Annotated in this window: 31 protein-coding genes; all 31 read right to left on the bottom strand. The window is 65.8% G+C overall.

Annotated features, from left to right (window positions below):
• Positions 1-64: 64 nt before the first annotated feature.
• Positions 65-916: a tRNA pseudouridine(38-40) synthase TruA gene (gene truA, locus ACFWBY_RS08520; RefSeq protein ID WP_385335879.1), complete on the bottom strand. Its 852-nt coding sequence runs from the start codon at positions 914-916 to the stop codon at positions 65-67.
• Positions 917-1,025: 109 nt separating this feature from the next.
• The gene (gene rplQ / locus ACFWBY_RS08515) at positions 1,026-1,487 is read right to left on the bottom strand and encodes a 50S ribosomal protein L17 (protein ID WP_030154710.1); all 462 of its coding nucleotides are present in this window, start codon (positions 1,485-1,487) and stop codon (positions 1,026-1,028) included.
• Positions 1,488-1,576: 89 nt separating this feature from the next.
• Positions 1,577-2,599 carry a DNA-directed RNA polymerase subunit alpha gene (locus tag ACFWBY_RS08510; protein ID WP_008739666.1) on the bottom strand — a complete coding sequence of 341 codons (1,023 nt, stop codon included), beginning with the start codon at positions 2,597-2,599 and terminating at the stop codon, positions 1,577-1,579.
• Positions 2,600-2,782: 183 nt separating this feature from the next.
• Entirely contained in the window at positions 2,783-3,187 is a 405-nt protein-coding gene (gene rpsK / locus ACFWBY_RS08505; RefSeq protein ID WP_003956432.1) for a 30S ribosomal protein S11, read from the bottom strand.
• Positions 3,188-3,241: 54 nt separating this feature from the next.
• Entirely contained in the window at positions 3,242-3,622 is a 381-nt protein-coding gene (rpsM, locus tag ACFWBY_RS08500) for a 30S ribosomal protein S13 (protein WP_214936437.1), read from the bottom strand.
• Positions 3,623-3,820: 198 nt separating this feature from the next.
• Entirely contained in the window at positions 3,821-3,934 is a 114-nt protein-coding gene (gene rpmJ, locus ACFWBY_RS08495; RefSeq protein WP_003956441.1) for a 50S ribosomal protein L36, read from the bottom strand.
• A gap of 74 nt (positions 3,935-4,008) precedes the next feature.
• Positions 4,009-4,230 carry a translation initiation factor IF-1 gene (gene infA / locus ACFWBY_RS08490; protein ID WP_003956442.1) on the bottom strand — a complete coding sequence of 74 codons (222 nt, stop codon included), beginning with the start codon at positions 4,228-4,230 and terminating at the stop codon, positions 4,009-4,011.
• A gap of 140 nt (positions 4,231-4,370) precedes the next feature.
• Positions 4,371-5,222, bottom strand: a complete 852-nt coding sequence (gene map / locus ACFWBY_RS08485) for a type I methionyl aminopeptidase (protein WP_385335882.1) — start codon at positions 5,220-5,222, stop codon at positions 4,371-4,373.
• A gap of 93 nt (positions 5,223-5,315) precedes the next feature.
• A complete protein-coding gene (locus tag ACFWBY_RS08480) occupies positions 5,316-5,963 on the bottom strand; it encodes an adenylate kinase (RefSeq protein WP_385335884.1) in 648 nt (215 codons plus the stop codon).
• Positions 5,963-7,276: a preprotein translocase subunit SecY gene (secY, locus tag ACFWBY_RS08475; RefSeq protein ID WP_385335886.1), complete on the bottom strand. Its 1,314-nt coding sequence runs from the start codon at positions 7,274-7,276 to the stop codon at positions 5,963-5,965. The genes ACFWBY_RS08480 and secY overlap by 1 nt, the downstream gene beginning before the upstream one ends.
• Before the next feature lie 186 nt (positions 7,277-7,462).
• Positions 7,463-7,918, bottom strand: coding sequence for a 50S ribosomal protein L15 (gene rplO / locus ACFWBY_RS08470; RefSeq protein ID WP_214946842.1), 456 nt, complete (start codon positions 7,916-7,918; stop codon positions 7,463-7,465).
• 1 nt (position 7,919) lies between these two features.
• Positions 7,920-8,102, bottom strand: coding sequence for a 50S ribosomal protein L30 (gene rpmD / locus ACFWBY_RS08465; protein ID WP_053682614.1), 183 nt, complete (start codon positions 8,100-8,102; stop codon positions 7,920-7,922).
• On the bottom strand, positions 8,102-8,707 hold the full coding sequence (gene rpsE, locus ACFWBY_RS08460; RefSeq protein ID WP_030298218.1) for a 30S ribosomal protein S5: 606 nt from the start codon (positions 8,705-8,707) through the stop codon (positions 8,102-8,104). Before rpsE ends, rpmD begins: the two co-directional genes overlap by 1 nt.
• Before the next feature lie 45 nt (positions 8,708-8,752).
• Positions 8,753-9,136 (bottom strand): 50S ribosomal protein L18, encoded by a 384-nt coding sequence (gene rplR, locus ACFWBY_RS08455; RefSeq protein ID WP_008739696.1) that lies wholly within the window; start codon positions 9,134-9,136, stop codon positions 8,753-8,755.
• A gap of 2 nt (positions 9,137-9,138) precedes the next feature.
• Positions 9,139-9,678 (bottom strand): 50S ribosomal protein L6, encoded by a 540-nt coding sequence (gene rplF, locus ACFWBY_RS08450; protein WP_385335889.1) that lies wholly within the window; start codon positions 9,676-9,678, stop codon positions 9,139-9,141.
• A gap of 20 nt (positions 9,679-9,698) precedes the next feature.
• A complete protein-coding gene (gene rpsH / locus ACFWBY_RS08445) occupies positions 9,699-10,097 on the bottom strand; it encodes a 30S ribosomal protein S8 (protein ID WP_007265911.1) in 399 nt (132 codons plus the stop codon).
• A gap of 223 nt (positions 10,098-10,320) precedes the next feature.
• Positions 10,321-10,506, bottom strand: a complete 186-nt coding sequence (locus ACFWBY_RS08440; protein WP_003956452.1) for a type Z 30S ribosomal protein S14 — start codon at positions 10,504-10,506, stop codon at positions 10,321-10,323.
• Positions 10,507-10,511: 5 nt separating this feature from the next.
• A complete protein-coding gene (gene rplE, locus ACFWBY_RS08435; protein ID WP_030388859.1) occupies positions 10,512-11,063 on the bottom strand; it encodes a 50S ribosomal protein L5 in 552 nt (183 codons plus the stop codon).
• Positions 11,063-11,386 (bottom strand): 50S ribosomal protein L24, encoded by a 324-nt coding sequence (gene rplX / locus ACFWBY_RS08430; protein WP_214946845.1) that lies wholly within the window; start codon positions 11,384-11,386, stop codon positions 11,063-11,065. Before rplX ends, rplE begins: the two co-directional genes overlap by 1 nt.
• Positions 11,387-11,388: 2 nt before the next feature.
• Positions 11,389-11,757: a 50S ribosomal protein L14 gene (gene rplN, locus ACFWBY_RS08425; protein ID WP_003956455.1), complete on the bottom strand. Its 369-nt coding sequence runs from the start codon at positions 11,755-11,757 to the stop codon at positions 11,389-11,391.
• Between the two features lie 124 nt (positions 11,758-11,881).
• A complete protein-coding gene (gene rpsQ, locus ACFWBY_RS08420; protein WP_136229680.1) occupies positions 11,882-12,163 on the bottom strand; it encodes a 30S ribosomal protein S17 in 282 nt (93 codons plus the stop codon).
• Entirely contained in the window at positions 12,163-12,387 is a 225-nt protein-coding gene (gene rpmC, locus ACFWBY_RS08415) for a 50S ribosomal protein L29 (protein WP_008739703.1), read from the bottom strand. The genes rpsQ and rpmC overlap by 1 nt, the downstream gene beginning before the upstream one ends.
• Positions 12,387-12,806: a 50S ribosomal protein L16 gene (rplP, locus tag ACFWBY_RS08410; RefSeq protein WP_112447745.1), complete on the bottom strand. Its 420-nt coding sequence runs from the start codon at positions 12,804-12,806 to the stop codon at positions 12,387-12,389. The genes rpmC and rplP overlap by 1 nt, the downstream gene beginning before the upstream one ends.
• Positions 12,807-12,811: 5 nt before the next feature.
• Positions 12,812-13,654, bottom strand: a complete 843-nt coding sequence (rpsC, locus tag ACFWBY_RS08405; RefSeq protein ID WP_214946846.1) for a 30S ribosomal protein S3 — start codon at positions 13,652-13,654, stop codon at positions 12,812-12,814.
• On the bottom strand, positions 13,654-14,001 hold the full coding sequence (gene rplV, locus ACFWBY_RS08400) for a 50S ribosomal protein L22 (protein WP_266938741.1): 348 nt from the start codon (positions 13,999-14,001) through the stop codon (positions 13,654-13,656). Before rplV ends, rpsC begins: the two co-directional genes overlap by 1 nt.
• A gap of 43 nt (positions 14,002-14,044) precedes the next feature.
• Positions 14,045-14,326 carry a 30S ribosomal protein S19 gene (gene rpsS / locus ACFWBY_RS08395; protein ID WP_023539342.1) on the bottom strand — a complete coding sequence of 94 codons (282 nt, stop codon included), beginning with the start codon at positions 14,324-14,326 and terminating at the stop codon, positions 14,045-14,047.
• A 12-nt stretch (positions 14,327-14,338) separates the two neighbouring features.
• Complete coding sequence (rplB, locus tag ACFWBY_RS08390; protein WP_069921522.1) at positions 14,339-15,175, bottom strand: 50S ribosomal protein L2; 837 nt, start codon at positions 15,173-15,175, stop codon at positions 14,339-14,341.
• A gap of 39 nt (positions 15,176-15,214) precedes the next feature.
• On the bottom strand, positions 15,215-15,538 hold the full coding sequence (rplW, locus tag ACFWBY_RS08385) for a 50S ribosomal protein L23 (RefSeq protein ID WP_037792012.1): 324 nt from the start codon (positions 15,536-15,538) through the stop codon (positions 15,215-15,217).
• On the bottom strand, positions 15,538-16,188 hold the full coding sequence (gene rplD / locus ACFWBY_RS08380; protein WP_030008466.1) for a 50S ribosomal protein L4: 651 nt from the start codon (positions 16,186-16,188) through the stop codon (positions 15,538-15,540). Before rplD ends, rplW begins: the two co-directional genes overlap by 1 nt.
• 4 nt (positions 16,189-16,192) lie before the next feature.
• Positions 16,193-16,837 carry a 50S ribosomal protein L3 gene (gene rplC, locus ACFWBY_RS08375; RefSeq protein WP_112447750.1) on the bottom strand — a complete coding sequence of 215 codons (645 nt, stop codon included), beginning with the start codon at positions 16,835-16,837 and terminating at the stop codon, positions 16,193-16,195.
• Positions 16,838-16,851: 14 nt separating this feature from the next.
• Positions 16,852-17,160: a 30S ribosomal protein S10 gene (rpsJ, locus tag ACFWBY_RS08370; protein WP_003948644.1), complete on the bottom strand. Its 309-nt coding sequence runs from the start codon at positions 17,158-17,160 to the stop codon at positions 16,852-16,854.
• Between the last annotated feature and the right edge of the window lie 425 nt (positions 17,161-17,585).

The raw sequence follows: 17,585 nt of genomic DNA, 5'->3' as shown, positions 1-17,585 counted from the left end.
CCGCTCCGCCCAAACGGGTTGACCGCGGAGCGGACCCCGCACCGGTGACCTCCGCGCAGTCGGGCTAGCAGCAGCCGGCCCCGGGCAGGGTGCGCAGGTTCCGCGCCTCCTTGCTGCGGGCCGCCAGCAGCTCGTCGGCGGGGTAGCCGACCTCCTCCAGCGTCAGCCCGTGCGGCTTGACCACGTGCACCGAGGAGTCCCGTACGGCCGCGGCCAGCACCTTCCCGGGCCAGTCGGCCGTCCGGTGTCCGTCGCCCACGTGCAGCAGGGCGCCGACGAGCGAGCGGACCATGTTGTGGCAGAAGGCGTCGGCGCGGACGGTGGCGGTGATGATCCCGTCCTCGCCCCGCTCCCAGCTGAGCTGCTGGAGCGTACGGATCGTCGTGGCTCCCTCGCGCTTCTTGCAGTACGCGGCGAAGTCGTGCTCGCCGACCAGCGCGGCCGCGGCCTCGTTCATGGCGTCGACGTCGAGCGGCCACTGGTACCACAGCACGTGGCCGCGGCGCAGCGGGTCGACGCCCGCCTGGTGGTCACCGACGCGGTAGGCGTAGCGGCGCCAGATGGCGGAGAACCGCGCGTTGAATCCCGCGGGGGCCTCGGCGGCCTTCCACACCCGGATGTCGTGCGGCAGCCGCCCCGCGAGACGGCGCAGCAGCTTGTCGTGGTGCTCGGCCCACACCTCGTCGCGTACGTCGAACTGCGCGACCTGTCCGCGCGCGTGCACGCCCGCGTCGGTACGGCCGGCCACGGTCAGCTCGACCGGGTCGGGCAGCCGCATCACGGTCTGCAGCGCCGACTCCAGCTCGCCCTGCACCGTGCGCAGCACCCGCTGCTTCGCCCAGCCGGAGAAGTCCTTGCCGTCGTAGCTCAGGTCCAGCCGGACCCGGACGTGTCCGGGCTCCACCTCGTCACTCACGTGACAGATCCTCTCAGGCGAAATCTTCTTACTACGCCAGAACGGGCCCGCCCCGGGAAGGGGCGGGCCCGTTCAGAGCCGTTCAAGCAAGCTCGATCCCGAAGCGGGATCAGGCCTCCTTGGTCTCCTCGGCGGGGGTCTCGACAGCCTCCGCCTCCTTGACCGCGCGCTTGGTGGCGGCCTCGGCCTCACCAGTGGCCTGCTGGGCGACCGTAAGGGCCTCGACCAGCTCGATCACGGCCATCGGGGCGTTGTCGCCACGACGGTTGCCGATCTTGGTGATGCGCGTGTAACCACCGGGGCGGTTCTCGTAGCGCGGGGCGATCTCGGTGAACAGCGTGTGCACGATGCTCTTGTCCGTGATCGTCTGCAGCACCAGGCGACGGTTGTGGATGTCGCCCTTCTTGGCCTTGGTCACCAGACGCTCGGCGTAGGGACGCAGGCGGCGGGCCTTGGCCTCGGTGGTGGTGATGCGGCCGTGCTCGAAGAGCGCCTTCGCGAGGTTCGCGAGGAGGTGCTTCTCGTGCGCGGCGCTGCCGCCCAGACGGGCACCCTTTGCGGGACGCGGCATGGTCATACTCCTTCATATCTGCACCGGCCGTGTCAGGTACCGGTGTCAGTTCCCCCGGGGCGGATGCCGCGGGAAAGTACTGGTGGTGCTTAGTACTGCTCGGTCTCGACGAAACCGGCGTCCGCGTCGTCGTCGGCGCCGAAGGCGTCGGCGGCGGCGGTCGGGTCGAATCCGGGCGGGCTGTCCTTGAGGGCCAGGCCCATGCCGGCCAGCTTCGCCTTGACCTCGTCGATCGACTTCGCACCGAAGTTGCGGATGTCGAGCAGGTCGGCCTCGGAGCGGGCGACGAGCTCACCCACGGAGTGGATGCCCTCGCGCTTGAGGCAGTTGTACGAGCGGACCGTGAGCTCGAGCTCCTCGATCGGCAGCGCCAGGTCCGCGGCCAGGGCCGCGTCCGTCGGCGAGGGGCCCATGTCGATGCCCTCGGCGTCGATGTTGAGCTCGCGCGCCAGGCCGAACAGCTCGACCAGGGTCTTGCCTGCGGACGCCATGGCGTCGCGCGGGCGCATGGCCTGCTTGGTCTCGACGTCGACGATCAGCTTGTCGAAGTCGGTGCGCTGCTCGACTCGGGTCGCCTCGACCTTGTAGGTGACCTTGAGGACCGGGCTGTAGATGGAGTCGATCGGGATGCGACCGATCTCCTGGCCCAGCTGCTTGTTCTGGACGGCGGAGACGTAGCCGCGACCGCGCTCGACGGTCAGCTCCATCTCCAGCTTGCCCTTGCCGTTGAGCGTGGCGAGGACCAGGTCCGGGTTGTGCACCTCGACGCCGGCCGGGGGCGCGATGTCGGCAGCGGTGACCAGGCCGGGACCCTGCTTGCGCAGGTACATCACGACCGGCTCGTCGTGCTCCGAGGAGACGACCAGCTGCTTGATGTTGAGGATGATGTCGGTGACGTCTTCCTTGACACCCGGCACGGTGGTGAACTCGTGCAGGACGCCGTCCACGCGGATGCTGGTGACAGCGGCACCCGGGATCGAGGACAGGAGCGTGCGGCGGAGCGAGTTGCCGAGGGTGTAGCCGAAGCCCGGCTCGAGCGGCTCGATCACGAACCGCGAGCGGTACTCGTCGACGACCTCTTCGGTCAGCGAAGGACGCTGAGCGATAAGCATGTCTGTGTTCCTTCATTCGTGGACGCCCACTATTTGACGCCCGACGGGTGCAGCTTGACGCTGCCGACTACAAGGGTACGGGCGGTACGTCCCCCGCGAGGGGGTCCGTACCGCCCGGACACTCAAAGACGCACAGTGCGTCCGCTTCGTCATGCGCGGCGGCGCGGATCGCGCCGCCCCGGATCAGACGCGGCGGCGCTTCGGCGGACGGCAGCCGTTGTGCGGGGTGGGGGTGACGTCCTGGATCGAGCCGACCTCGAGGCCGGTGGCCTGGAGGGAGCGGATCGCGGTCTCACGGCCGGAGCCGGGACCCTTGACGAAGACGTCGACCTTGCGCATGCCGTGCTCCTGCGCGCGACGGGCGGCCGACTCGGCGGCCATCTGCGCGGCGAAGGGGGTGGACTTGCGCGAGCCCTTGAAGCCGACGTGGCCGGCGGAGGCCCAGGAGATCACGTTGCCCGAGGGGTCGGTGATCGAAACGATGGTGTTGTTGAACGTGCTCTTGATGTGGGCGTGCCCATGAGCGACGTTCTTCTTTTCCTTGCGGCGCACCTTCTTGGCAGCGCCCTGACGACCCTTGGGGGGCATCTAAATCTCCTACGGGAGGTGGTCGGTCCTACAGCGCAAGACCGCTGAACAGGACTACTTCTTGCCCGGCTTCTTCTTACCGGCGATCGCGCGACGCGGACCCTTGCGGGTACGGGCGTTCGTGCTGGTGCGCTGACCGTGCACCGGGAGGCCGCGACGGTGGCGGATACCCTGGTAGCACTGGATCTCGACCTTGCGGCGGATGTCGGCCTGGATCTCGCGGCGGAGGTCACCCTCGGTGCGGAGGTTGGCGTCCACGTACTCGCGGATCTTGACCAGGTCCTCTTCGGCCAGGTCACGAACGCGGGTGTTCGGGTTCACACCGGTGGCCTCAAGGATTTCCTTGGACCGGGTGCGACCGACACCGAAGACGTAGGTGAGTGCGATCTCCACACGCTTTTCGCGCGGGATGTCAACACCGGAAACGCGTGCCATTCAATGGCTCCTGTGTGTTCGGGGGTCTTCCGCAGAACCGACCCCGACCGCCGACCACACCTGCTGGGTGGTGGTACGTCCGGGTCCCCGGCCCCCGCCGGAGGTGCCGCCGGCCCCGTCAGGGCTGGGCGGGTTCTGCGTATGTACGTTTTCTTACGTCGCGCGAAGAACTGCGGAGTGCAGGTCGGTCGGCGTGCGTCAGCCCTGGCGCTGCTTGTGGCGCAGGTTGTCGCAGATGACCATGACCCGACCGTGACGGCGGATCACCTTGCACTTGTCGCAGATCTTCTTGACGCTCGGCTTGACCTTCATGTTGGTGAGGTTCTCCGGGTCAGTGCCACCACCCGCGTCAGGACAGGACGTCCGGACGGGAGTGAAGACAAGATCTACTTGTACCGGTAGACGATCCGGCCACGCGTCAGGTCGTACGGAGACAGCTCCACCACGACCCGGTCATCAGGGAGGATGCGGATGTAGTGCATGCGCATCTTGCCGCTGATGTGCGCGAGGACTTTGTGACCGTTCTGGAGTTCCACCTTGAACATCGCGTTCGGGAGGGACTCGATCACGGTGCCCTCGATTTCGATGGCACCTTGCTTCTTGGCCACGCTTCGCCTTTCGAATCGGCTACCTTGATCAGCTCCCCGCTTCGCATGTGGACATGCGGGTGCAAAGGAGCCGACGAGTCAGTCTACGTCAGGGCACCCAGAAAGACGAATCCGGAAAGTGTGCCCTAGAGACTAGATCATTAACCAAGCGGGTCGGGCGCGACGGACACGCCGTAAGCCGCCAGCCTGGCCTTGCCGCAGTCCGGCGAGGTCAGCACGAGCGGGCCCTCCTCGGTCAGGGCGATGGAGTGCTCCCAGTGCGAGGACCAGGTCCCGTCCGTGGTGATGACGGTCCAGTCGTCCGCCAGGACCTCCGTCTGGGCCGTGCCCAGGGAGACCATCGGCTCGATCGCCAGGCAGATGCCCGGGACGAGCTTGATCCCCTTGCCCCGCTTGCGCGAGACGTAGTTCAGCAGGTGGGGGTCCATGTGCATCTCGGTCCCGATGCCGTGGCCGCCGTAGTCCTCGATGATCCCGAACTTGCCGAGGCTGTGCTCGCCGCTGCTCGGGCGCGGCTGGCGCTTGATGTAGGTCTCGATCGCCTTGGAGATGTCCACGAGGCGGTTGCCGGCCTTCATGGCGGCGATGCCGGCCCACATGGACTCCTCGGTCACCCGGGAGAGCTCCAGGAGCTCAGGCGCGTGCCCAGTGCCCACGAAGGCGGTGTACGCGGCGTCGCCGTGCCAGCCGTCGACGATGGCGCCGGCGTCGATCGAGATGATGTCGCCGTCCTTGAGGACCGTCTTGTCGTCGGGGATGCCGTGGACGACGACCTCGTTGACCGAAGTGCAGATGGTCGCGGGGAAGCCGCCGTAGCCGAGGAAGTTCGACTTGGCGCCGGCGTCCGCGATGACCTTGCGGGCCACCATGTCCAGATCGCGCGTCGTCGCGCCCGGCACGGCCGCCTCACGAGTCGCAGCGTGGATCGCCGCGACGACCAGTCCCGCCTCGCGCATCTTGACGATCTGCTCGGGGGTCTTGATCTGCACCATGAACGGGCCTTCCACCTTCGGATTCGGGTCTTCTCAACAGTACGGCCGCGGCGTCCTGGGGACACCGCGGCCGGGGCTGCACTACAGGGGGAGCTACTTCTTCAGGGCGTCCATCGCGCGCTGCGTGACGTCCTTGACCTCACCCAGGGCCGGGATCGTCGACACGAGGCCCTGGGCCTTGTAGTAGTCGATGATCGGCTCGGTCTGCGTGTGGTAGACGTCCAGCCGGTTGCGGACCGCGTCCTCGGACTGGTCCTCGCGCACGTACAGCTCGCCGCCGCAGATGTCGCAGACACCCTCGACCTTCGACGGGCGGTACGCGACGTGGAAGACGTGCGCGCTGTCGTTGCGGCACGTACGGCGCCCGGCGAGGCGCTTGACGACCTCGTCCTCCTCGACCTCCAGGTCGAGGACGGCGTCGAGGTTCATGCCCTCGGCCTTGAGCATCACGTCGAGGGCCTCGGCCTGCGACACGTTGCGCGGGAAGCCGTCGAGCAGGAAGCCGGCCGCCGCGTCGGGCTGCTCCATGCGGTCCTTGGCCATGCCGATGGTGATCTCGTCCGGGACGAGGTCGCCGGCGTCCATGAACGCCTTGGCACGCCGGCCCAGCTCGGTGCCCTGACTGATGTTGGCCCGGAACAGGTCGCCCGTGGAGATGTGCGGGATCGACAGGGTCGTGGCAAGGACAGTGGCCTGCGTTCCCTTGCCCGCACCGGGCGGTCCGACGAGGACGATTCGCATCAGCGGAGGAACCCTTCGTAATTACGCTGCTGGAGCTGGCTCTCGATCTGCTTCACGGTTTCCAGACCCACACCCACGATGATCAGGATGCTCGTCCCGCCGAACGGGAAGTTCTGGTTCGCCCCGAAGCCCGCCAACGCCATCGTCGGCACAAGAGCGATGAGACCCAGGTACAGCGACCCCGGCCAGGTGATCCGGTTGAGTACGTAGCTGAGGTACTCGGCGGTGGGCCGACCGGCGCGGATGCCCGGGATGAACCCACCATACTTCTTCATATTGTCCGCAACTTCCTCGGGGTTGAACGAGATCGCCACGTAGAAGAACGCGAAGAAAACGATCAGGAGGAAGTAGGTCGCGATGTAGTACGGGTGGTCGCCCTTGACGAAGTGCTTGCTGATCCAGTTCGCCCAGCCGGCGGTGGAACCGCTGAACTGGACGATCAGTGCCGGGATGTACAGCAGCGACGAGGCGAAGATGACCGGGATGACACCGGCCTGGTTCACCTTGAGCGGGATGTACGTCGAGGTGCCGCCGTACGCACGCCGGCCGATCATGCGCTTCGCGTACTGGACCGGGATCCGCCGCTGCGCCTGTTCGACGAAGACGACGAGGGCCACCATCGCGAGACCGACCAGGATGACCACGCCGAACTCGACCCAGCCGTCCGCGATCTTGCCCTGGAGCTTGATCTGCCACAGGGCTCCAACGAAGCCCGCGGCGATCGAGATGAACATAAGGATCGACATACCGTTGCCGATGCCGCGGTCGGTGATGAGCTCACCGAGCCACATGACGAGGCAGGTGCCCGCGGTCATGGTGAGCACCATGACGACGGTGGTGAAAATCGATCGGTCCGGGACGATCTGGTCTTTGACCTGGCAGCCCTGGAAAAGGGCGCCGCTGCGGGCGGTGGCGACGAGGCCGGTGCCCTGCAGGATCGCGAGCGCGACCGTCAGATAGCGCGTGTACTGAGTGATCTTCGACGTGCCGGACTGACCCTCTTTCTTGAGGGTCTCCAGCTTCGGGATGACCACGGTCAGCAGCTGCAGAATGATGCTCGCCGTGATGTAGGGCATGATGCCGAGCGCGAAGATCGTGATCTGCAGCAGCGCACCGCCGCTGAACATGTTGACGAGACCGAAGAGGCCATTGCTGCTGCCGGCCTGGTCAACACAGATCTGAACGTTCTTGTAGCTCACGCCGGGTACCGGGACGTGGGACCCGAGCCGATACAGCACGATGATGCCGAGCGTAAAGAGCAGCTTCTTGCGCAGGTCGGGCGTCTTGAACGCCCGGGCGAACGCGGTGAGCACGGTGCCTCCTGCGACCCCCGCGCTACTGCGTCAGAGGTGACGGTCTGAGGGATCGACGATTACGTACAAGCAAAGGTGCAGGCCACCATACCGGCGTCTGCGGCCCCCATGGAACGACCAACCGGGGATGCCCCATATGTGAGGCATCCCCGGTCGGGTTTCTAGCTATTTGTCACTGAGTTCGTCTTAGACGAGCTCGGTCACGGTGCCACCAGCGGCGGCAATCTTCTCCTTGGCGGAGCCGGAGACGGCGTCAACCGAAACCTGCAGCGCCACGGAGATCTCGCCCTGGCCCAGGACCTTGACGAGGCTGTTCTTGCGAACCGCGCCCTTGGCGACCAGGTCGGCCACCGTGACCTCTCCACCCTCGGGGTAGAGAGCGCCGAGCTTGTCCAGGTTCACGACCTGGAACTCGGTGCGGAACGGGTTCTTGAAGCCCTTGAGCTTCGGCAGGCGCATGTGGAGGGGCATCTGCCCACCCTCGAAGCGCACCGGGATCTGGTAACGGGCCTTCTGGCCCTTCGTACCACGACCGGCCGTCTTACCCTTCGACGCCTCACCACGACCGACACGGGTCTTCGCGGTCTTGGCGCCGGGGGCGGGACGGAGGTTGTGGGCCTTCAGCGGGCTGTTCTCAGCCATGTTAGTCAACCTCCTCAACCGTCACGAGGTGGCGGACGGTCTGCACCATTCCGCGGAACTCGGGGCGGTCCTCCTTGACGACCACGTCGTTCAGGCGCTTGAGCCCGAGCGAACGCAGCGTGTCACGGTGGTTCTGCTTGCTACCGATGTACGACTTCGTCTGCGTGATCTTGAGGCGGGCCATTACGCAGCACCCGCCCCGGCACGCGCACGGAGCAGAGCCGCGGGGGCGACGTCCTCGAGGGGCAGACCACGGCGAGCCGCGATCTCCTCGGGACGCTGCAGGCCCTTGAGCGCAGCAACGGTCGCGTGCACGATGTTGATCGCGTTGGACGAGCCGAGCGACTTCGACAGGATGTCGTGAACGCCGGCGCACTCCAGAACGGCGCGCACCGGGCCACCGGCGATAACACCGGTACCAGGGGACGCCGGCTTCAGCAGCACGACGCCCGCAGCGCGCTCGCCCGTGATCGGGTGAGGAATGGTGCCCTGGATGCGCGGAACCTTGAAGAAGTTCTTCTTGGCTTCCTCGACACCCTTGGCGATGGCCGCGGGAACTTCCTTGGCCTTGCCGTAACCGACACCTACAGTGCCGTCACCGTCGCCCACCACGACCAGCGCGGTGAAGCTGAAGCGGCGACCACCCTTGACAACCTTGGCGACGCGGTTGATCGCGACAACGCGCTCAACGTAAGCGGTCTTCTCGGCGGCAGGGCCACCGTCGCGACCCTTCCGGTCCCGCCGCTCGCCGCCACCGGCACCGCTTCCGCGGCGCTGGGGTCCAGCCATTGGATTACCTCTCTCTGTTACGTCCGTGAGTCCCGGAACCGGGGCTTAGAACTTCAGCCCGGCTTCGCGGGCGGCGTCAGCCAGAGCGGCAATGCGCCCGGCGTATCGGTTGCCACCGCGGTCGAACACGACGGTCTCGACACCCGCAGCCTTGGCACGCTCGGCGACGAGCGCGCCGACGGCCTGGGCCTGGGCGCTCTTGTCGCCTTCGCCACCGCGGATCGAGGTGTCCAGGGTCGACGCGGACGCCAGGGTGTGACCCTGGAGGTCGTCGATGACCTGAGCAACGATGTTGCGGTTGGAACGCGTCACGACGAGGCGCGGACGCTCCGCCGTACCCGAGACGTTCTTGCGGATGCGGATGTGGCGACGGGCCTTGGCGGCACGCTTGTACGCGTCGCCCTTGGCGATCTTTACACCGTATGCCATGGCTACTTACCAGCCTTTCCGACCTTGCGGCGGATGACTTCGCCGGCGTACTTGACACCCTTGGCCTTGTACGGGTCGGGCTTCCGCAGCTTGCGGATGTTGGCGGCGACCTCGCCGACCTTCTGCTTGTCGATGCCCTCGACCGAGAACTTGGTGGGCGACTCGACCTTGAAGGAGATGCCCTCGGGCGCCTCGATCAGGATCGGGTGGCTGTAACCAAGCTGGAACTCCAGGTCGGAGCCCTTCGCGGCGACGCGGTAACCGACACCGCTGATCTCGAGCGCCTTGACGTAACCCGTGGTCACGCCGGTGATCATGTTCGCCACCAGCGTGCGGGACAGGCCGTGCAGGGCCTTGTTCTGACGCTCGTCGTTGGGGCGGATGACGTTCAGAACGCCGTCCTCACCCTTGACGATCTCGATCGGAGCCTTGACGGTGAGCGCGAGGGAACCCTTGGGGCCCTTCACAGCGACCGCCTGGCCGTCGATGGTGACGTCCACACCGGCGGGAACCTGGATGGGGAGCTTGCCGATTCGCGACATTGCTTTTCCTCCGTTCCCGACTACCAGACGTAGGCGAGGACTTCCCCACCTACGCCCTTCTTGCCTGCCTGCTGGCCGGTGAGCAGACCGTGGGACGTGGAGATGATCGCCACGCCCAGGCCGCCGAGCACCTTCGGCAGGTTGGTGGACTTTGCGTACACGCGCAGACCGGGCTTCGAGATCCGCTTGATGCCCGCAATGGAGCGCTCACGGTTCGGCCCGAACTTCAGCTCGAGGACGAGGTTCTTGCCGACCTCGGCGTCCTCGACCTTCCAGCCGGTGATGAAACCCTCTTGCTTGAGGATCTCCGCGATGTGCGACTTGATCTTGCTGTGCGGCATCACCACGGTGTCGTGGTACGCCGAGTTAGCGTTACGCAGACGCGTGAGCATGTCTGCGATCGGGTCAGTCATGGTCATGAAGTGGCCTTCGGCCTCTCTCGCCGGGGTTTCCTGTATGCGCCATCCCTCTCCCCACTCAGTGGCGGGACGGGTGCGGTGCGGGGACCTACGGCGTAGTAAGTCGTTATGGGCGGCGGACGCCCAACCACACAAGCCTAAGGCATGCGCGGCCGGGCATCCGCCGTCCAGATGCTTACCGAGAGTGCCTGGAAGTTCCCAAGTCCTTGCGGACGAGAGGGAATTACCAGGAGCTCTTGGTCACGCCCGGCAGCTCGCCACGGTGAGCCATCTCACGAAGGCACACGCGGCACAGGCCGAACTTGCGGTACACGGAGTGGGGGCGACCGCAGCGCTGGCAGCGGGTGTACGCACGCACACCGAACTTGGGCTTGCGGGCAGCCTTCGCGATGAGAGCCTTCTTCGCCATCTCGCTTACGCCTCCTTGAAGGGGAAGCCGAGGTGACGAAGGAGGGCGCGGCCCTCGTCGTCGTTGGTCGCCGTGGTGACCACGGTGATGTCCATACCCCGGGTACGGTCGATCTTGTCCTGGTCGATCTCGTGGAACATGACCTGCTCCGTGAGACCGAAGGTGTAGTTGCCACGGCCGTCGAACTGCTTCGGCGACAGACCACGGAAGTCACGGATACGCGGAAGCGCGAGCGACAGCGTACGGTCCAGGAACTCCCACATGCGGTCACCACGGAGGGTGACGTGGCAGCCGATCGGCTGACCCTCGCGCAGCTTGAACTGCGCGATGGACTTGCGGGCCTTCGTGACGGCCGGCTTCTGACCGGTGATCGTCGTCAGGTCCTTGATGGCGCCGTCGATCAGCTTGGAGTCGCGGGCGGCGTCGCCCACACCCATGTTGACCACGATCTTCACGAGGCCGGGGATCTGCATGACGTTCTCGTAGGAGAACTCTTCACGCAGCTTGCCCGCGATGTCCTCGCGGTACTTCGTCTTGAGACGCGGAGTGGTAGCCATCAGATGTCCTCACCCGTCCGCTTGGCAACGCGGATCTTGTTGCCCTCGTCATCGAAGCGGAAACCGACGCGGGTAACGACCTTCTGGCCGTCCTTCTCCACAACCAGCTGAACGTTGCTGACGTGGATCGGCGCCTCGACGATCACGATGCCGCCGGTCTGCGAGCCACCAGCGGTCTGGCCGGCCTTGGTGTGCTTCTTGACCCGGTTGACACCCTCGACGAGGACACGGTTCTCAGTAGGGATGGCCATGATGACCTTGCCCTGCTTGCCCTTGTCCTTACCGGTGATGACCTGAACCAGGTCGCCCTTCTTGATCTTCATGCTTACAGCACCTCCGGCGCGAGCGAGATGATCTTCATGAACTTCTTCTCGCGCAGCTCACGGCCCACCGGGCCGAAGATACGGGTGCCGCGAGGGTCGCCGTCGTTCTTCAGAATGACGGCGGCGTTCTCGTCGAAGCGGATGTACGAGCCGTCCTGGCGGCGGCGTTCCTTCACGGTGCGAACGATGACCGCCTTGACGACGTCACCCTTCTTCACGTTGCCACCGGGGATCGCGTCCTTGACGGTGGCGACAATGACGTCACCGATACCCGCGTAGCGGCGACCGGAGCCACCGAGAACACGGATGCAAAGGATCTCCTTGGCACCAGTGTTGTCGGCGACACGCAGTCGCGACTCCTGCTGGATCACGTCTATCTCCTGTTTGTCTGCCGGTTCCCGGCGGGGGCATCACTCCGAAGAGCTACCGCCCCCACCGAGCCTGGCGGAACGAACCTGAGGGGCCCCCGGGCATGCTGCCCGGGGCCTCAGATAATTACTTGGCCTTCTCGAGGATCTCGACGATGCGCCAGCGCTTGCTCGCCGACAGCGGACGCGTCTCCATGATGAGGACGCGGTCGCCGACGCCGGCAGCGTTCTGCTCGTCGTGAGCCTTGAGCTTGTTCGTACGGCGGATGACCTTGCCGTACAGGGCGTGCTTCACGCGGTCCTCGACGGCGACGACGACGGTCTTGTCCATCTTGTCGCTGACGACGAGACCCTCACGGGTCTTGCGGAAACCGCGATCGGTCTTCTCAGTCACGTTGTTCTCGCTCATCAGGCGCTCTCCACCGTCTCGATACCGAGCTCACGCTCGTGCATCAGGGTGTAGATGCGAGCGATGTCCTTACGGACGGACTTGAGCCGGCCGTTGTTCTCCAGCTGACCCGTGGCCGCCTGGAAGCGCAGCTTGAACAGCTCTTCCTTGGCCTCGCGCAGCTTGCCAACGAGCTCCTCGTTACCGAGCTCACGCAGCTCGGACGCCTTGGTTCCCGTCGCCATCACGACTCACCTGCCTCGCGCCGAACAATCCGGCACTTCATCGGAAGCTTGTGAGCAGCGCGGGTGAGCGCCTCACGAGCAATCTTCTCGTTCGGGTAGGACAGCTCGAACATGACCCGGCCCGGGTGCACGTTCGCGATCCACCACTCGGGAGAACCCTTACCGGAACCCATGCGGGTCTCGGCAGGCTTCTTCGTCAGGGGGCGGTCCGGGTAGATGTTGATCCAGACCTTGCCGCCACGCTTGATGTGGCGGGTCATCGCGATACGAGCCGCCTCGATCTGGCGGTTCGTCACGTAGGCCGGGGTCAGCGCCTGGATGCCGTACTCGCCGAACGAGACCTCAGTACCGCCCTTGGCCATACCGCTGCGCTTCGGGTGGTGCTGCTTGCGGTGCTTGACCCTACGAGGGATCAGCATGTCGGTCAGGCCTCCGTTCCGGTGCTCTCGGCCGGAGCGGCGGCGGGAGCGTCGGCCTTGGGGGCCTCGACACCAGCAGCCTGCTGCGGCTTGCGGCCACCACGGCCGCCGCGCTCGCCACCACGGCCACCACGGCCGGCGGGACGGTCGCCAGCGCCCTGCGCACCACGGGCCGGGCGGTTACCCGCACGGGCCGCAGCGTTCTCGGCGCGAACCTCGGCGATGTTCTTGACGTCGCCCTTGTAGATCCAGACCTTCACACCGATACGGCCGAAGGTGGTCTTGGCCTCGAAGAAGCCGTAGTCCACGTTCGCGCGCAGCGTGTGCAGCGGCACACGACCCTCGCGGTAGAACTCGGAGCGGGACATCTCGGCGCCGCCGAGGCGACCGCCACACTGGATCTTGATGCCCTTGGCGCCGGCCTTCATCGTGCCCTGCATGCTCTTACGCATGGCGCGACGGAAGGAGACGCGGGAGGAGAGCTGCTCGGCAACGGCCTGCGCGACCAGCTGAGCGTCGACCTCGGGGTTCTTGACCTCGAGGATGTTCAGCTGGACCTGCTTGCCCGTGAGCTTCTCGAGGTCACCGCGGATGCGGTCGGCCTCGGCGCCACGGCGGCCGATGACGATGCCCGGACGAGCGGTGTGGATGTCCACACGCACGCGGTCACGGGTGCGCTCGATCTCAACCTTCGAGATGCCGGCGCGCTCCATGCCGGACGTCATCATCCGACGGATGGCGACGTCTTCCTTGACGTAGTCCTTGTACAGCTTGTCGGCGTACCAACGCGACTTGAAGTCGGTGGTGATGCCGAGCCGGAACCCGTGCGGGTTTACCTTCTGGCCCATTACCGGGAACCTTCCTTGCTGCTGACGACCACGGTGATGTGGCTGGTCCGCTTGCGGATCCGGTAGGCACGGCCCTGCGCACGCGGACGGAACCGCTTCAGGGTCGGGCCCTCGTCCACGAACGCCTCGCTGATGAACAGCGAAGTGGCGTCCGGGTGGTTGTAGTTGTGTGCGGCGTTGGCAATGGCGCTGTCCAGCACCTTGCCAACCGGCACGCTCGCGGCCTGCGGGGCGAAACGCAGGACCGCCTGAGCCTCCGTGGCATCCATGCCACGGATAAGGTCCACCACTCGGCGGGCCTTCATGGGCGTGACGCGGATGTACCGCGCCTGGGCCCTGGCTTCCATGGTTGTCCCTTCGGTGTAAGTCATAGTCGTTACCACCCCGCCTTTAGCGGCGCTTCGACTTCCGGTCGTCCTTGACGTGGCCGCGGAAGGTGCGAGTCGGCGAGAACTCGCCGAGCTTGTGGCCGACCATCGACTCGGTGACGAACACCGGGACGTGGATCTTGCCGTTGTGCACCGCGATGGTGTGACCCAGCATGGCCGGGATGATCATCGAGCGACGGGACCAGGTCTTGATGACGTTCTTGGTACCGGCTTCGTTCTGTACGTCCACCTTCTTGATGAGGTGTCCGTCGACGAAGGGTCCCTTCTTGAGACTGCGCGGCATCTAAACCCGCTCCTAGCGCTTCTTGTTCGTCTTGCGGCGGCGGACGATGTACTTGCTCGAAGCCTTCTTCGGCGAGCGAGTACGACCCTCCTTCTGACCCCACGGGGAGACCGGGTGGCGACCACCACTGGTCTTACCCTCACCACCACCGTGCGGGTGGTCGACCGGGTTCATCGCGACACCGCGGACGGAGGGGCGAACGCCCTTCCAGCGCATGCGGCCGGCCTTGCCCCAGTTGATGTTCGACTGCTCGGCGTTGCCGACCTCACCGACGGTCGCGCGGCAGCGCGCGTCGACGAGACGGATTTCACCGGACGGCATACGAAGGTGGGCCATGGTGCCCTCCTTCGCCAGCAGCTGCACGGAGGCACCAGCCGAGCGGGCGAACTTCGCGCCGCCACCGGGACGGAGCTCGATCGCGTGGATCGTGGTACCGACCGGGATGTTGCGGAGCGCCAGGTTGTTGCCGGGCTTGATGTCGGCCGTGGGGCCGTTCTCAATCCGGTCACCCTGCTTCAGGCTCTTCGGCGCGATGATGTAGCGCTTCTCGCCGTCCGCGTAGTGCAGGAGCGCGATGCGCGCGGTGCGGTTGGGGTCGTACTCGATGTGCGCGACCTTGGCCGGCACGCCGTCCTTGTCGTGACGACGGAAGTCGATCACACGGTAGGCGCGCTTGTGGCCGCCACCCTGGTGGCGAACAGTGATCCGACCGGTGTTGTTACGGCCGCCCTTGCTGTGCAGCGGGCGAACCAGCGACTTCTCCGGCGTGGACCGCGTGATCTCGACAAAGTCGGCGACGCTGGAGCCACGACGGCCCGGGGTCGTCGGCTTGTACTTGCGGATACCCATTTCTCAGTCCTCGTCCGATTCCGGACGACTAGACCTCCGTTAGGAGGCCTGGCCGCCGAAGATGTCGATTCGGTCGCCCTCAGCGAGGGTCACGATGGCGCGCTTGGTGTTCGCGCGCTTGCCGAAACCGGTCTTGGTGCGCTTGCGCTTACCCTGACGGTTGATCGTGTTGACCCCGGTGACCTTGACCGAGAAGACCGCCTCGACGGCCTGCTTGATCTGGGTCTTGTTGGCGCCGGGCGCGACGATGAACGTGTACTTGTTCTCGTCCAGCAGCGCGTAGCTCTTCTCCGAGACAACCGGCTTGATCAGCAGGTCGCGCGGGTCAGTGAAGGTCTTGCTGGTAACGGTCGCCTCAGACATCAGGCGTCGCTCCCTTCGGTCTCATCGGCCTTGGGGCCAGACACGAAGGACTCGAAAGCGGCCTGAGTGAAGACCACGTCGTCAGAGACGATCACGTCGTACGTGTTCAGCTGGCCCGGCTCCAGGATGTGAACCTGGGGCAGGTTGCGGGCGGACAGCCACGCGGCCTCGTCGGCGCGCTCGACGACCAGGAGCAGGTTCTTGCGCTCCGAGATCTTGCCGAACAGCGTCTTGGCGGCCTTCGTGGAGGCAGCACCCTCGACCACGCCGGTGACGACGTGGATGCGGGAGTGGCGCGCGCGGTCCGAGAGGGCACCGCGCAGGGCGGCGGCCTTCATCTTCTTCGGGGTCCGCTGCGAGTAGTCACGCGGCTGCGGGCCGTGGACGACGCCACCGCCTACGAACTGCGGAGCGCGGGTGGAACCCTGGCGTGCGCGGCCGGTGCCCTTCTGGCGGTACGGCTTGCGGCCACCACCACGGACTTCGCCACGACGCTTGGTCTTGTGCGTGCCCTGACGGGCAGCAGCCAGCTGTGCGACAACGACCTGGTGGATCAGCGGAACGCTGGTCTTCGCGTCGAAGATCTCCGCGGGGAGCTCGACGGTACCGGCCTTGTCGCCTGCCGGCGAAAGGATGTCAATGGTGCTCATTACCTCAAGCCCCCTTGGCCGCGGTACGGACCAGGACGAGGCCGCCGTTCGGACCGGGGACCGCGCCCTTGATGAGGAGCAGACCCTTCTCCGCGTCAACCGCGTGGATGGTCAGGTTCTGGGTGGTGACGCGCTCGTTACCCATGCGACCGGCCATGCGCATGCCCTTGAAGACACGCCCAGGGGTGGCACAGCCACCGATCGAACCGGGGGAGCGGTGCTTGCGCTGGACGCCGTGACCAGCGCCGAGGCCCTTGAAGTTGTGACGCTTCATGACACCGGCGAAGCCCTTGCCCTTGCTGTTGCCCGTGACGTCGACCTTGACGCCGGACTCGAACACAGCAGCGGTGATCTCCTGGCCGAGCGTGTACTCGCTGGCGTCGGAGGTGCGGAGCTCCACCAGGTGGCGGCGGGGGGTCACGTCGGCCTTGGCGAAGTGGCCCTTGAGGGGCTTGTTCACCTTGCGCGGGTCGATCTCGCCGAAGGCGATCTGGACCGACTCGTAGCCATCGATCTCGTTCTTACGGACCTGGGTCACGACGCAGGGTCCGGCCTTGACCACGGTCACCGGGACGACACGGTTGTTCTCGTCCCAGACCTGGGTCATGCCGAGCTTCTCGCCCAGGACGCCCTTGATCTGCTTTGCCATCTTCTCGACGCCTCTCAGAGCTTGATCTCGATGTCAACGCCGGCCGGAAGGTCCAGGCGCATCAGCGAGTCAACGGTCTTGGGAGTCGGGTCGAGGATGTCGATCAGGCGCTTGTGAGTGCGCATCTCGAAGTGCTCGCGCGAGTCCTTGTACTTGTGCGGCGACTTGATGACGCAGTACACGTTCTTCTCAGTGGGCAGCGGCACCGGGCCCGCGACCGACGCACCAGTGCGCGTCACCGTCTCGACGATCTTCTTCGCCGACGAATCGATGACCTCGTGGTCGTAGGCCTTGAGCCGGATGCGGATCTTCTGTCCCGCCATGGCTACTCCGTAGTCCTGTCTGTTGTGGAAACGCTCTGGCATTCGGTCGGCTGCGGATCGCTCCGCCGCTTTCCTCCGACCCACGCGGTCGGGCGTGTCGCGCTCCCTCTACAGAAAATTCCCATACGGAAATTCCCTCGTCCAAGGGGGCGCGGTCCCAAGACCGCAGATCGGGGGCAAACACCCACCGAGTACCTGGCAGGCACCGTGCTGACGCTTCCCAGAAGATTCCCGTACGTCCGCCCCATTGCTGCCCCGAGAGGCAGGTAAGGCGACGAGTACTGTGGGACTCGCTTCCGGTCCTCCCGGCGGGAGGCGCGCAGCATCGGCACTCAGCCGAGCAACTTGAGTAGTCTGCCATACGAGGCACGTACCTGGCTAATCGGGCCGAAGAGAATACCCCGCCACGCTGCGTGGTCAAACCG

Source organism: Streptomyces sp. NPDC060049 (genome assembly GCF_042736715.1).
Taxonomy (GTDB): domain Bacteria; phylum Actinomycetota; class Actinomycetes; order Streptomycetales; family Streptomycetaceae; genus Streptomyces.
This window is presented reverse-complemented; position numbering and strand designations above follow the sequence as displayed.

Excerpts from the sequence above, each read along its gene's own strand:
- rplQ (WP_030154710.1), bottom strand. The coding sequence starts at position 1,487 with ATGCCGCGTCCCGCAAAGGGTGCCCGTCTGGGCGGCAGCGCCGCGCAC.
- ACFWBY_RS08510 (WP_008739666.1), bottom strand. The coding sequence starts at position 2,599 with ATGCTTATCGCTCAGCGTCCTTCGCTGACCGAAGAGGTCGTCGACGAG.
- rpsK (WP_003956432.1), bottom strand. The coding sequence starts at position 3,187 with ATGCCCCCCAAGGGTCGTCAGGGCGCTGCCAAGAAGGTGCGCCGCAAG.
- rpsM (WP_214936437.1), bottom strand. The coding sequence starts at position 3,622 with ATGGCACGCGTTTCCGGTGTTGACATCCCGCGCGAAAAGCGTGTGGAG.
- rpmJ (WP_003956441.1), bottom strand. The coding sequence starts at position 3,934 with ATGAAGGTCAAGCCGAGCGTCAAGAAGATCTGCGACAAGTGCAAGGTG.
- map (WP_385335882.1), bottom strand. The coding sequence starts at position 5,222 with ATGGTGCAGATCAAGACCCCCGAGCAGATCGTCAAGATGCGCGAGGCG.
- ACFWBY_RS08480 (WP_385335884.1), bottom strand. The coding sequence starts at position 5,963 with ATGCGAATCGTCCTCGTCGGACCGCCCGGTGCGGGCAAGGGAACGCAG.
- rplO (WP_214946842.1), bottom strand. The coding sequence starts at position 7,918 with ATGGCTGAGAACAGCCCGCTGAAGGCCCACAACCTCCGTCCCGCCCCC.
- rpmD (WP_053682614.1), bottom strand. The coding sequence starts at position 8,102 with ATGGCCCGCCTCAAGATCACGCAGACGAAGTCGTACATCGGTAGCAAG.
- rpsE (WP_030298218.1), bottom strand. The coding sequence starts at position 8,707 with ATGGCTGGACCCCAGCGCCGCGGAAGCGGTGCCGGTGGCGGCGAGCGG.
- rplR (WP_008739696.1), bottom strand. The coding sequence starts at position 9,136 with ATGGCATACGGTGTAAAGATCGCCAAGGGCGACGCGTACAAGCGTGCC.
- rplF (WP_385335889.1), bottom strand. The coding sequence starts at position 9,678 with ATGTCGCGAATCGGCAAGCTCCCCATCCAGGTTCCCGCCGGTGTGGAC.
- rpsH (WP_007265911.1), bottom strand. The coding sequence starts at position 10,097 with ATGACCATGACTGACCCGATCGCAGACATGCTCACGCGTCTGCGTAAC.
- ACFWBY_RS08440 (WP_003956452.1), bottom strand. The coding sequence starts at position 10,506 with ATGGCGAAGAAGGCTCTCATCGCGAAGGCTGCCCGCAAGCCCAAGTTC.
- rplE (WP_030388859.1), bottom strand. The coding sequence starts at position 11,063 with ATGGCTACCACTCCGCGTCTCAAGACGAAGTACCGCGAGGACATCGCG.
- rplX (WP_214946845.1), bottom strand. The coding sequence starts at position 11,386 with ATGAAGATCAAGAAGGGCGACCTGGTTCAGGTCATCACCGGTAAGGAC.
- rpsQ (WP_136229680.1), bottom strand. The coding sequence starts at position 12,163 with ATGAGCGAGAACAACGTGACTGAGAAGACCGATCGCGGTTTCCGCAAG.
- rpmC (WP_008739703.1), bottom strand. The coding sequence starts at position 12,387 with ATGGCGACGGGAACCAAGGCGTCCGAGCTGCGTGAGCTCGGTAACGAG.
- rplP (WP_112447745.1), bottom strand. The coding sequence starts at position 12,806 with ATGCTGATCCCTCGTAGGGTCAAGCACCGCAAGCAGCACCACCCGAAG.
- rpsC (WP_214946846.1), bottom strand. The coding sequence starts at position 13,654 with ATGGGCCAGAAGGTAAACCCGCACGGGTTCCGGCTCGGCATCACCACC.
- rplV (WP_266938741.1), bottom strand. The coding sequence starts at position 14,001 with ATGGAAGCCAGGGCCCAGGCGCGGTACATCCGCGTCACGCCCATGAAG.
- rpsS (WP_023539342.1), bottom strand. The coding sequence starts at position 14,326 with ATGCCGCGCAGTCTCAAGAAGGGACCCTTCGTCGACGGACACCTCATC.
- rplB (WP_069921522.1), bottom strand. The coding sequence starts at position 15,175 with ATGGGTATCCGCAAGTACAAGCCGACGACCCCGGGCCGTCGTGGCTCC.
- rplW (WP_037792012.1), bottom strand. The coding sequence starts at position 15,538 with ATGTCTGAGGCGACCGTTACCAGCAAGACCTTCACTGACCCGCGCGAC.
- rplD (WP_030008466.1), bottom strand. The coding sequence starts at position 16,188 with ATGAGCACCATTGACATCCTTTCGCCGGCAGGCGACAAGGCCGGTACC.
- rplC (WP_112447750.1), bottom strand. The coding sequence starts at position 16,837 with ATGGCAAAGCAGATCAAGGGCGTCCTGGGCGAGAAGCTCGGCATGACC.
- rpsJ (WP_003948644.1), bottom strand. The coding sequence starts at position 17,160 with ATGGCGGGACAGAAGATCCGCATCCGGCTCAAGGCCTACGACCACGAG.